This window comes from Azospirillum soli (genome assembly GCF_017876165.1).
In the GTDB taxonomy this organism is placed as follows: Bacteria; Pseudomonadota; Alphaproteobacteria; order Azospirillales; family Azospirillaceae; genus Azospirillum; species Azospirillum soli.
Map to the genome: position 1 here is coordinate 43,170 of NZ_JAGINQ010000012.1, position 11,144 is coordinate 54,313.

Below are 11,144 nucleotides of genomic sequence, written 5' to 3' on the forward strand. Positions count from 1 at the left end.
AGGAAATCGCACTCGCGGGGCAGCCCTGCACGGCCACGCCACGGGCGTCTTGGGCGTCTCCGTTCGACACCCATAAGTTGTTCGGCAACTTTTTTGGAGACACGACGGCGGCCGGCGGCAACACCGCGCTGGTGTCGCTGTCGGCGGAGGCGTGAACCGACATACAAAAAAAAGGCGGCCGGCCGGCCCGGACGCCTTTCCTGTGACGATGGAGACGCTGGCGAGGCTCGCCGCTAACTCTTGCGGCGTCGCAAGAGCTCAAGCATGCGTTCCGGCACCGGCTCCTCCAGCACGGGGTCGTACAGCCGATGCAGCTCATCCACATGGTTCTTGTGGAAGGACAGCATGGCCTTCGCCTCCGGATCGGCCTCGACGGAGTGCTCAAGCTCTTGGCGTTCCTTGTCGTCCAAGGCGCCCTCAAGGTATGCGTTGATATGGTTCATCGTCACACGCTTCATTTTTCTCGTCGTACCGGAACGACCGCCCGGCCCTCCCCAGGGCGGAGACGATCCGTGACTTGACATAAATATAGTACAGATCACGAGCCTTCGGGAGTGGTGCCCTACCTCTTCTTATGGGGAGCGCATCGGGGGCCGCCAACTGGCGAATAGGCCGATGCTGCTTTCCCGGTCCGAGCTTTGGCTTCTCCCTTGATGCCGCAATCTCCTCGCACGCCGGAAGTAACAGCGGCTCTTAGCGGTTGTTCCAGCGACAAATTGTCTGGAACGTGGGGAATTTCCCGCTGTTGTTCCGCCGCATCCCTAACGGAAGGACGTAACTCGGAGGGAGACAGCCATGTCTCAGCAGGAGGGGCGCCAGCCCCCGCAGCATCAGGACACCCGCCCCGGCCACCAGGGCGAGATGACACCCCAGCCGGCGACCGACAAGCCGGAGTATCGCGGCAGCGGCAAATTGCGCGACAAGGTTGCGATCATCACCGGCGGCGACAGCGGCATCGGCCGCGCCACCGCGATCCTGTTCGCCCGCGAAGGCGCCAAGGTCGGCATCGTCTATCTGAACGAGGACGAGGACGCGGAGGAGACCCGCCGGCTCGTCACCCAGGAGGGGCAGCCCTGCACCGTCCTGCGCGGCGACGTCGGCGACGAGGAGATGTGCCGCCGCGCCGTCGCCCGCATGATCGAAGAGCACGGCCGCCTCGACATCCTCGTCAACAACGCGGCTGAGCAGCACCCCCAGCAGACGATCGAGGACATTACGGCGGAGCAGCTGGAACAGACATTCCGCACCAACATCTTCGCCTATTTCTTCATGGCGAAGGCCGCCCTGCCGCACATGACGGAAGGCGGGGTGATCATCAACACCACCTCCGTCACCGCCTACAAGGGCAACCCGATGCTGCTGGACTATTCCTCCACCAAGGGCGCCATCGTGGCCTTCACGCGCTCGCTCGCGCTGTCGGTGGCGGACCGGGGCATCCGGGTCAACGGAGTGGCCCCCGGCCCGATCTGGACGCCGCTGATCCCCTCCACCTTCCCGGAGGAGAAGGTCGAGAAATTCGGCTCCGATGTGCCGATGAAGCGCGCCGGCCAGCCCGACGAGGTCGCCCCCTGCTACGTTTTCCTGGCGTCGAGCGATTCGTCCTACATGTCCGGGCAGGTGCTGCACCCGAACGGCGGTTCGGTCGTGAACGGGTAATTTTTGGGGTGAGGGTTCTTGCAACGGGGGAGAGAGCATGAAAAGCCCTCCCCCGCCGGAAGGTGGGGGAGGGTTGGGTGGGGGCCCGCCGGCCGGCGCTTACGCAGCCATCAGCGTGTTCAGCCGTTCCCGCGCGCGGCACAGGCGGGAGCGGATTGTCCCGATGGACACGTTCAGCTTTTCGGCGGCTTCCTGGTAGGGGCGGCCCTCGATGGCCACCAGCTTCACGACCTTGCGCTGGCTGGGCGTCAGGGCGCCGAAGGCGCGGTCGACGTCACGGAAGACGAGGCGGGCGATCTGGGACGCCTCGACCGACATGGCGCCGTCCCACAGCTCCACCTTCGTCACGTGCTTTTCGCGTTGTAGATTGTTGAAGTGCAGGTTCTTCAGCATCGTCGTCAGCCACGCCTGCATGTTGGTGCCGGGTTCGAAACGGTGCTGGCGTGAAAGGGCGCGGGCGAGGCAATCCTGGGTGAGGTCTTCGGCGGCGCTGACGTCGCGGGTCAGCTTGCAGGCGTAACGCTGCAGGTTCGGCATGCAGCGGATCAGTTCGGATTCGAACGAGTACGCCATGGTCTCTCTTCCTCCACGGTTCCTTGCTTGGCGAGGCGCTGCCGTCGCGGGCGCCTCGGGCGGAGACGACGAACCCCCTCCGGCGCGCAACGCAGGGTCGCGCCGGTTCTGTCGTGCTCTTGGCGGTATCGAGTCTCTGACCTTCGCGGTCTGGGAATGCCGCTTACCTGGCCCGTACGATTGGGCCGGCGATGCACGCGGAATGGGCTGTCGTCATCAACGGTCTCCCGGTCTCCAACTGGGCAATCCGAAGGCGTTTCGACGCTTCCGGGTTGCTCCCGTTCGTGGTGACGTTGAGGACATAACGCAGCGGAAAATGGGTTGTTCCCCGGTCGAATCCGCCGATTGCGTCTTCCGGAGAGGAAATCCGTGGATTTAGACTAAGACTTCATAGCTGTTGCGGTTGCAAGTACCTTTAACCCCTAGCGCTTGGGCCGGTTTTCCAGACGGCGCAGAAACTCGCGCATGATCAGACGGTACAGTTCGTCTTTCAGCTTCAAATCCTCGACGCCAAGGTCAAGGCTCGGGTTGTCGTTGATCTCGATAACGTGGACGCCCCGGTCGTTCTGCTTCAGATCCACGCCGTAAAGCCCGTCACCGATCAGCCCCGCTGCCTTCACGGCGATGTCGATGACCTCCTTGGGCGCTTCCTCCACGTCCAGCGTCCGAGAGGATCCCTGCTCGGCCCGGCCGTTGCCGCCATGTTTGACAATCTGCCAGTGCTTCTTGGCCATCAGATACTGGCAAACGTAGATCGGCTGCCGGTTCAGCACGCCGACGCGCCAGTCGAACTCGGTGTACATGAACTCTTGGGCGAGGATCACGTCGGATTGCTCGAACAGGCCTTCCGCCGTGGCTTCAAGCTCGCTGCGGTTCTGCACCTTGAACACCCCGCGCGAGAAGGAGCCGTCCGGGATCTTCAGCACGATGGGGTAGGGGAGCTCCTGGTCTAGCGTGGCGAGCCCGCGCTTGTCGAAGATCACCGTCTTCGGCGCCGGGATCCTGTTGGCCTTCAGAAGCTCCGCCAGATAGACCTTGTTGGTGCATTTCAGGATCGAGTTCGGATCGTCGATCACCGGCATGCCTTCCTTCTCGGCCTTCTTGGCGAAGCGGTAGGTGTGGTGGTCGAGGTTCGTCGTCTCGCGGATGAACAGCGCGTCGAACTCGGCGAGCCTCAGGAAGTCCTTCTTCTCGATCAGCTCGACCTCGATGCCCAGGCTTTCGCCGGCCTTGATGAACTTCTGCAAGGCGCGCGGGCCGGAGGGCGGCAGCTCTTCCTTCGGATTGTGCAGGATCGCCAGCGAATAGCGCGGCGGCGGCTTGGCCGTGGGTTCCCGCCAGGACGCACGGGTGTAGGCGTCCAGCGCCGCCTCGAACGCCTCCTCCTGGTCCGGTTTCAGGTCGGCCAACGACAGCGGCTCGATGGCGTGCACCACCCAATCGTCCTTGCGGCGCACCTGCACCTTCAGCATCGGGCAGCGGAACAGGTCGAAGATGCGGCGGGCGGTGTCCTGAAAGCGCCGGTCGTCGGCCCGCCCGAAGAAGACGTACAGGTTGAAGGACGCCTCGGGCGGCTGCGCCAGCCGCTTCATCTTGCGGCGCAGCTCCTCCTCCACCTCGGCCAGATGGGCGCGGTAGAAGCTCTTCTGCGACAGGTCGAGGATCGTCTTGACCGAGGGGATCACCCGTTCCCCGCGCGCCTCTGCCAGCAGGGAGCAGTAGTAGCCGGTGCCCAGATACTCGTAGGTGCGCGACAGGTTCAGCACCCGCCCGGCGCGCGGCGTCTTCACCACCTCCGGCTTGGCGATGTAGTCGCGGGCGGTGACGACCTGGAGGTTGTCCTTCGCCCATTTGAAGTCGGCCCGGCGGTCGACGATGACCAGATGCGTCGGCATCAGGTGGTCGGCCGCTCGCGCAGCAGGAGGGTCGCCTTCAACTGGGCCTTGCCGTAACGGGCCATGCGCTCGAAATCCGCCTTGGGAATGGGCATGTTCATACGGTCTATGTGCGCATGATGGTGATCGTACACCAGAGGGTCATGCACATAAAGAAACCGGTCGTCGGCCCCGGTTATCACCACCCAATGCGGGAATTTCTCGTGATAAATCCGGTACGAGCTGATCAGCACGATGGGAATGGCGCCTTCCCGGACCGCGTCGGCCATGTCCTCGGCGGTCATGGGGGTGTGGTGCACCGTGACGTCGGTGCTCTCCAACTCCTCCAGGAAGTCCTCGTGCACGATGCGCATGACCTCCTTCTTGTCGTCGCTGCGCACGCTGTCGAGGAAGGGCGTCGAAGCGTCCTTCACATAGATGTCCACCTTCAGCCCGCGCCGCGCCGCCGCCAAAGCCATACCGAACGGCCCGCAGCCGCCGTGGCCCGAGGTCATGAAGACGGTCGTCGATTCGCGCCACAGGCGAATTTCCAGCTTGCGCCCCAGCTCGATCTCGTTCGGCTTCAGCGCCTTCATCGCCATCATCAGGGCCGACGGGCCGCAGGTGAAATCCAGCGTCTGCTGGTAGTAGGGCACCATCGGCCCGCCCAGCGGCGCGCTCGGCCCCACGGCGCCCAGGCGCTTTTCCAGGCGCAGCGCCTCCATGTGGTCTTCGTAATAATCGGTGTAGACGCCGAACTCGCGATAGCCGCTCTTCTTATAAAGGTCGATGGCGGCGACGTTGTCGCGCCGTACTTCCAGGCGGAGATAAATGCAGTCGCGCGCCCGCGCCGCCTGCTCCGCCGCGGCCAGCAGGCGCTTGGCGACACCCAGCCCGCGGAAATCCGGATCCACGGCAAAGGAATAGAGCCGTGCCAGCGAGGTACCGGAGTGGAAGGAAACAAGGGCATATCCTACCACTTTATCGCCGTGCACCTCCACAAGACCTGTGGCCTTGGCTTTTGTCAGCAGGTAATGAAAACTGCGACGAGTCAACCGATCGGTGGCGAAGCACCGCTCCTCGATGGTCAGCAGCGCGGGAATGTCCGACGGCTGCGCCTGACGGAGCGTGATGGTCGCGGTGCCGGATTGGCCGGTCTGATGAGGGTCGAGTTCGTCAAGCATCTGGAGGTTCAAATCGGCTGGCGCGGACGCCATGTTACTCCCTTCCGCCGCTCAACGCAGCGGCCCAGGCAACATCTTGTTCAAGCACCGGAGTGAGAGACTGTTCGTCCAGCAGCCTTAAAAGTTGCTTAACCATAATTCCGGAAACTGCCGCCGGCTGGGGCGAGGGCTCGGGAACGCCGGTTCCGAAACGCCCGCTCCAGTTGGCCTCTGAGAGAAGAAAGTCAAGACATGGACGCTCGGTACAAGTCCCGCGAGATCGAACGCCGCAGTCTGGATGTCGACGGGCTCAAGCGCTCGTTTCTGGAATGGCTGGTTTACTCGGTCGGCAAGGACGCGCGCGCCGCGACCCGCCGCGACTGGTTCCACACCGTGGCGCTGGCCGTGCGCGATCGTCTTGTGGACCGCTGGATGGACACCACGCGGACCTATTATGAAAAGGACGCCAAGCGCGTCTACTACCTGTCCCTGGAATTCCTCATCGGCCGGCTGCTGACCAACAGCCTCGCCAACCTTGGCATCATGGACGAGTGCCGGCAGGCTCTCGACCGCATCGGCCTGAACCTGGAAGACGTGGTGGAGGCGGAGCCGGACGCCGCGCTCGGCAACGGCGGCCTCGGGCGCCTTGCCGCCTGCTTCCTGGACAGCATGGCCTCGCAGGGGCTGCCCGGCTACGGCTACGGCATCCGCTATGAATTCGGCCTGTTCGAGCAGCGGTTCGAGCATGGCTGGCAGGTCGAATATCCGGAGCAGTGGCTCCAGTTCGGCAACCCGTGGGAATTCCCGCGTCCGGAGGTGCTGTACCCGGTGCAGTTCTACGGCCGCGTCGAGGAATTCCGCGACAGCATGGGCGAGAAGGCCTACCGCTGGGTGGACGCCGAGCGCGTGCTGGCGATGGCCTACGACACGCCGGTGGTCGGCTTCGGCGGCGAGACGATCAACACGCTGCGCCTGTGGTCGGCGCGCGCCACGCGCGACTTCAACTTCGGTCACTTCAACGACGGCGCCTACATGAAGGCGGTCGAGCAGAAGGTGCTGTCGGAGAACCTCAGCCGCGTGCTGTACCCCAATGACGCGACCGAGACCGGCAAGGAACTCCGCCTGAAGCAGGAGTATTTCTTCACCTCGGCCTCGTTGCAGGACATCCTGCGCCGTTATCTTCAGCACCATTCCGACTTCGATGCACTGCCGACCAAGGCGGCGATCCAGCTGAACGACACGCACCCGGCCATCGGCATCGCCGAGCTGATGCGCCTGCTGGTCGATCAGCACGGCGTGCTGTGGGACAAGGCGTGGGAGATCACCCAGGCGACCTTCTCCTACACCAACCACACGCTGCTGCCCGAAGCGCTGGAAGCGTGGCCGGTTCGCATGCTGGAACGCGTTCTGCCGCGCCACATGCAGATCATCTACGAGATCAACGCCAAGTTCCTAAACCGCTCCAAGGCGCGGGCAGCCGGCGACAACGGGCGCCTGTCGCGCCTGTCGCTGATCGACGAGCGCGGCGACCGCCGCGTGCGCATGGGCAACCTGGCCTTCCTCGGCTCGCACAAGGTCAACGGCGTTTCGGCGCTGCACACCGACCTGATGAAGCAGACGGTCTTCGCCGACTTCCACAGCGAATTCCCGGATCGCATCAACAACAAGACCAACGGCATCACGCCGCGCCGCTGGCTGCATCAGGCCAACCGGCCGCTGTCGGACCTGATCACCAGCCGCATCGGCGAGGGCTGGATCAAGGACCTCAGCCAGATTTCGACGCTGGTCGAGAAGGCCGACGACGTGGTCTTCCACGAGGAATTCCGCCGTGCCAAGCGCAAGAACAAGAAGCGTCTCGCCGCCTTCATCGCCCGCCAGACCGGCGTCGAAATCAGCGTGGACAGCCTGTTCGACGTGCAGGTCAAGCGCATGCACGAGTACAAGCGCCAGCTCCTGAACATCCTTCAGGCCATCGCGCTGTACAACGAGATGCGCGACAACCCGACAGTCAGCTGGGTGCCGGTCACCAAGATCTTCGGCGGCAAGGCGGCGCCGTCCTACCACATGGCCAAGCTGATCATCAAACTGATCAACGACGTGGCCAAGGTGGTGAACCACGATCCGGCGGTGCACGACAACCTGAAGATCGTCCTACTGCCCAACTACAACGTGACGGCGGCGGAGATCATCATGCCGGCGGCCGACCTGTCAGAGCAGATCTCCACGGCCGGCATGGAGGCGTCGGGCACCGGCAACATGAAGCTGGCGCTGAACGGTGCCCTGACCATCGGCACGCTGGACGGCGCCAACGTCGAGATCCGCGAGCATGTGGGCGAGGACAACATCTTCATCTTCGGCCTGACCGCCGAGGAGGTGAACGACCTGCGCGCCAGCGGCGGCTTCAACCCGCGCGAGGTGATCGCGTCGAACCCCAGCCTGAAGCGGGCGCTCGACATGATCTCCACGGGCGTGTTCTCGCCGGACGACCCGAACCGCTACCACCCGATCCTCCAGGCGCTGACCGACGGCGGCGACCACTTCCTGGTGACGGCGGACTTCGCGGCCTATTGCGAGGCCCAGGAGCGGGCGATGGAGCTGTACCGCAACCAGGAGGAATGGACCCGCAAGGCCATCCTCAACACCGCGAACATGGGCTGGTTCTCCTCCGACCGCACGATCATGCAATACGCCGAGGAGATCTGGGACGTGCACCCCGTGAAGCCCGAGCACGACGGGGATGGGTTCCGGTAAGTTTGTTGCTCAAATAATTCTGTGACGCGAAGGCGCGGGCGCTTTACAAGCCCCGCGCCTTTCGTGTATCGAACGAGTTATGAATCGCTCGCTCGCCATCACCACCACCACTACCAAAACGACCCGCTCCGGCGGGCCGTCGGCTGGTGGCGTGCGTTGATCGAGTAGAGACGCTTCACCCACCACGAAGGCCCCGCCGGTGACGGACGGGGCCTCGGTGTATCTGGGGTGTGCCGTCCAACGCTCGATCGGGCATGCAACAGGACGGAACACACCCATGAGCTCCTCTTCTCCTTCTCCCCGCCGCGTCGCGATCGTTGGCGCCACCGGCGCCGTTGGCCGCGAGATGGTAGACGTCCTCCACCGCCGCTCCTTCCCGGTCGCGGAACTCGGCCTGTTCGCCTCCGAGCGCAGCGCCGGCCGCACCGTCGAGACCCCGTTCGGCGAGAAGACCCTGGTGGCGTTCGACGTCGAGAAGGTGAAGGGCTACGACATCGTCCTGCTCGCCGTGTCCGGTGACTTCGCCAAGCAGCACGCCCCGGCACTCGCCTCGGCCGGCGCCCTGGTGATCGACAACTCCTCGGCCTTCCGCTACGACGACAACGTCCCGTTGATCGTGCCGGAGATCAACGCGTCGGCCCTGGGCGACGCGAAGCTGGTTGCCAACCCGAACTGCACGACGGCCATCGCGGTCGTGGCGCTCGGCCCGCTGCACAAGGCGTTCGGCCTGAAGCGCGTCATCGTCTCCACCTATCAGGCGACCAGCGGCGCTGGTGCCGAGGGCATGGCCGAGCTTGAGGAGCAGACCCGCAACCAGCTCGAAGGCAAGCCGGTCACCAACAGCGTGTTCCGCCACCCGATCCCGTTCAACCTGATCCCGCAGATCGACGCCTTCCAGGACAACGGCTACACGAAGGAAGAGATGAAGGTCACGTGGGAAACCCGGAAGATCCTGGGCATCCCCGATTTGGCCCTCAGCTGCACGGCCGTCCGCATCCCGACCTACCGCGCCCATTCCGAGGCCATCACCATCGAGACGCTGTCTCCGGTGAGCCCGCAGGCGGCCCGCGCGGTGCTGTCCGACGCGCCGGGCGTGAAGCTGACCGACGATCCGGCCAACGGCGTCTATCCGATGCCGCTGAACGCCACCGGCCAGTTCGACGTCGAGGTCGGCCGCATCCGCACCAACCTCGTCTTCGGCGACCATGGCCTGGACATCTTCGTCTGCGGCGACCAGCTGCTGAAGGGCGCCGCCCTGAACGCGGTTCAGATCGCCGAGCTGTCGCTGTAACAAAGACCACGGCACTGGAACCAGCGCGTCCGCGCTGCTACATATAGCGCCGAAACGAAGAGGGCCGTGGGGCACGGATTGCCCCCGGCCCTTTTCGCCGTTGATTTGACTTGCTGAGTTACGGGAACGCGTATGGCCGAGCTTCAGGACGCCGTATCCCGGCGACGGACTTTTGCGATCATCGCGCACCCCGACGCCGGTAAGACCACCCTCACCGAAAAGCTGCTTCTGTTCGGCGGCGCCATCCAGATGGCGGGCGCCGTGAAGGCGCGCGGCGAGCAGCGCCGCGCCAAGTCGGACTGGATGAAGGTGGAGCGCGAGCGCGGCATTTCCGTGACCGCGTCCGTGATGACCTTCGACTACGAAGGCCGCACCTTCAACCTGCTGGACACGCCGGGCCACGAGGACTTCTCGGAGGACACCTACCGCACGCTGACCGCTGTGGACAGTGCGGTCATGGTGATCGACGGCGCGAAGGGCATCGAGAGCCAGACCTTGAAGCTGTTCGAGGTCTGCCGCCTGCGCGACGTGCCCATCATGACCTTCTGCAACAAGATGGACCGCGAGGCGCGCGACCCCTTCGACCTCATTTCCGAGATCGAAAGCTCGCTGGCGCTGGAGGTCACGCCGGCCAGCTGGCCCATCGGCATGGGCCGCGACTTCCTGGGCTGCTACGACCTGATCCGCGACCGCCTGATCCTGATGGACCGCACCAAGGGCGACGAGATCGACGAGGGCATCGAGTGCCAGGGCCTCGACGACCCGAAGCTCGACGAGCTGCTGCCCGCGCACGCGGTGACCAAGCTGCGCGAAGAGGTGGAGATGGCCCGCGGCCTGATGCCGCCCTTCGACCTGGAGGCCTACCGCGCCGGCCACCTGACGCCGATCTATTTCGGCTCGGCCATCAACAACTTCGGTGTGCGCGAACTGCTCCAGGGCCTCGCCGAGAACGCGCCGCCGCCCCGCCCGCAACCGGCCGAGCAGCGCAAGGTGGAGCCCGACGAGGGCAAGTTCAGCGGCTTCGTGTTCAAGGTCCAGGCCAACATGGACCCGAACCATCGCGACCGCATCGCCTTCGTCCGCATCTGCTCCGGCAAGTTCAAGCGCGGCTCCAAGCTGAAGCACGTCCGCTCCGGCAAGCTGATGGCCGTGAACAACGCCGTCCTCTTCCTGGCCCGCGACCGCGAACTGGCGGAGGAGGCTTGGCCCGGCGACATCATGGGCATCCCCAACCACGGGTCCTTGCGCATCGGCGACACGCTGACCGAGGGCGAGGATCTGCGCTTCACCGGCGTGCCCAGCTTCGCGCCGGAACTGCTGCAGCGCGTCCGCCTGGACGACCCGATGCGCGTCAAGCACCTGCGCAAGGCGCTGGAGCATTTCGCGGAGGAGGGAGCCTCCCAGGTGTTCAAGCCGCTGACCGGGGCCGACTGGGTGGTCGGCGTCGTCGGTCAGCTGCAGTTCGAGGTTCTGGCCGCCCGCATCGAGGCGGAATACGGCCTGACCGCCCGCTTCGAAGGGGCTGGCGTGGACGCCGCGCGCTGGATCGAGACGGACGACGACGCGCAGTTGAAAAAGTTCCTTGATCTCAACCGCTCCGCGGCGGCCGAGGATCACGACGGCGCGCTGGTCTTCCTGGCGCGCAACGCCTGGCACCTCAACCGCACGCAGGAGGACTTCCCCAACCTGCGGTTCCTCAAGACGCGCGAACAAAACCGCAAGGTTCACACCGCCGCGTGACCTGATAAAGGGGTGCTGGAGGGCAAATCAGTCCTCCGCACCCCGTCACGTTTCCAATTACCCGTTTCGGTCGAGCCTTGTCCCGAAAGTCAGATT

Annotated in this window: 8 protein-coding genes; 4 read left to right on the forward strand and 4 right to left on the reverse strand. The window is 64.6% G+C overall.

Annotated elements, in window-relative coordinates:
* Window positions 1-233: 233 nt before the first annotated feature.
* A complete protein-coding gene (locus J2852_RS18660; protein ID WP_209878300.1) occupies window positions 234-443 on the reverse strand; it encodes an anti-sigma factor family protein in 210 nt (69 codons plus the stop codon).
* A gap of 352 nt (window positions 444-795) precedes the next feature.
* Between J2852_RS18660 and J2852_RS18665 the strand changes: the two genes are divergently transcribed.
* Complete coding sequence (locus J2852_RS18665) at window positions 796-1,656, forward strand: SDR family oxidoreductase (RefSeq protein WP_209878302.1); 861 nt, start codon at window positions 796-798, stop codon at window positions 1,654-1,656.
* A gap of 99 nt (window positions 1,657-1,755) precedes the next feature.
* Here the strand turns inward: J2852_RS18665 and J2852_RS18670 are convergent, their stop codons facing one another.
* The 3 genes from J2852_RS18670 to rimI all read right to left on the reverse strand — a co-directional run bounded on the left by J2852_RS18670 (window position 1,756) and on the right by rimI (window position 5,320).
* Complete coding sequence (locus tag J2852_RS18670) at window positions 1,756-2,229, reverse strand: sigma-70 family RNA polymerase sigma factor (protein ID WP_209878304.1); 474 nt, start codon at window positions 2,227-2,229, stop codon at window positions 1,756-1,758.
* Window positions 2,230-2,651: 422 nt separating this feature from the next.
* Complete coding sequence (locus J2852_RS18675; RefSeq protein ID WP_209878306.1) at window positions 2,652-4,124, reverse strand: RimK family protein; 1,473 nt, start codon at window positions 4,122-4,124, stop codon at window positions 2,652-2,654.
* The gene (gene rimI, locus J2852_RS18680) at window positions 4,124-5,320 is read right to left on the reverse strand and encodes a ribosomal protein S18-alanine N-acetyltransferase (RefSeq protein ID WP_209878308.1); all 1,197 of its coding nucleotides are present in this window, start codon (window positions 5,318-5,320) and stop codon (window positions 4,124-4,126) included. The genes J2852_RS18675 and rimI overlap by 1 nt, the downstream gene beginning before the upstream one ends.
* Before the next feature lie 198 nt (window positions 5,321-5,518).
* Here rimI and J2852_RS18685 point away from each other — a divergent pair, with 198 nt between their 5' ends.
* The 3 genes from J2852_RS18685 to J2852_RS18695 all read left to right on the forward strand — a co-directional run bounded on the left by J2852_RS18685 (window position 5,519) and on the right by J2852_RS18695 (window position 11,048).
* A complete protein-coding gene (locus tag J2852_RS18685; RefSeq protein WP_209878310.1) occupies window positions 5,519-8,017 on the forward strand; it encodes a glycogen/starch/alpha-glucan phosphorylase in 2,499 nt (832 codons plus the stop codon).
* Between the two features lie 277 nt (window positions 8,018-8,294).
* On the forward strand, window positions 8,295-9,308 hold the full coding sequence (locus J2852_RS18690) for an aspartate-semialdehyde dehydrogenase (RefSeq protein WP_209878312.1): 1,014 nt from the start codon (window positions 8,295-8,297) through the stop codon (window positions 9,306-9,308).
* A gap of 132 nt (window positions 9,309-9,440) precedes the next feature.
* Window positions 9,441-11,048 carry a peptide chain release factor 3 gene (locus J2852_RS18695; RefSeq protein ID WP_209878314.1) on the forward strand — a complete coding sequence of 536 codons (1,608 nt, stop codon included), beginning with the start codon at window positions 9,441-9,443 and terminating at the stop codon, window positions 11,046-11,048.
* Window positions 11,049-11,144: the final 96 nt, after the last annotated feature.

Bases quoted from the DNA above. Each gene is read 5' to 3' on its own strand.
- J2852_RS18670 (WP_209878304.1), bottom strand. From the start codon at position 2,229: ATGGCGTACTCGTTCGAATCCGAACTGATCCGCTGCATGCCGAACCTG.
- J2852_RS18695 (WP_209878314.1), top strand. From the start codon at position 9,441: ATGGCCGAGCTTCAGGACGCCGTATCCCGGCGACGGACTTTTGCGATC.
- J2852_RS18665 (WP_209878302.1), top strand. From the start codon at position 796: ATGTCTCAGCAGGAGGGGCGCCAGCCCCCGCAGCATCAGGACACCCGC.
- J2852_RS18675 (WP_209878306.1), bottom strand. From the start codon at position 4,124: ATGCCGACGCATCTGGTCATCGTCGACCGCCGGGCCGACTTCAAATGG.
- J2852_RS18660 (WP_209878300.1), bottom strand. From the start codon at position 443: ATGAACCATATCAACGCATACCTTGAGGGCGCCTTGGACGACAAGGAA.
- J2852_RS18690 (WP_209878312.1), top strand. From the start codon at position 8,295: ATGAGCTCCTCTTCTCCTTCTCCCCGCCGCGTCGCGATCGTTGGCGCC.
- J2852_RS18685 (WP_209878310.1), top strand. From the start codon at position 5,519: ATGGACGCTCGGTACAAGTCCCGCGAGATCGAACGCCGCAGTCTGGAT.
- rimI (WP_209878308.1), bottom strand. From the start codon at position 5,320: ATGGCGTCCGCGCCAGCCGATTTGAACCTCCAGATGCTTGACGAACTC.